The sequence below is a fragment of the Mesorhizobium sp. M1A.T.Ca.IN.004.03.1.1 genome (genome assembly GCF_003997555.1).
Taxonomy (GTDB): domain Bacteria; phylum Pseudomonadota; class Alphaproteobacteria; order Rhizobiales; family Rhizobiaceae; genus Mesorhizobium.
In genome coordinates this window covers 1-234 of record NZ_RZTV01001118.1, presented here as the reverse complement: position 1 = coordinate 234, position 234 = coordinate 1, and the positions used below count along the sequence as shown (strand labels likewise).

Below are 234 nucleotides of genomic sequence, written 5' to 3'. Positions count from 1 at the left end.
GCACCGATCTGCCTCAGGATCGTGCAGAGGGCGCGATTGGCGAGCCTCGTCGTGGTGGTGATCTCTCCCCAGCCGCTCACCCCCTCATCGGTCGTTACTTCGACGAACAGAAACTCTCCCCAATAAGAAGCATCGGACTTGATGAGCCACGGCCGAACGCTGGTGATTTTCATCTCAACTGCCTTTACTGAAATGTTCGGGATAGCGATAATCCAGGCTATGTATTCTATCCTG

At 54.3% G+C, this 234-nt stretch carries 1 pseudogene; it reads right to left on the bottom strand.

The features are described from left to right. A pseudogene (locus EOD29_RS35150) lies at nucleotides 1-173 on the bottom strand (mandelate racemase/muconate lactonizing enzyme family protein); the annotation flags it as partial. Between the last annotated feature and the right edge of the window lie 61 nt (nucleotides 174-234).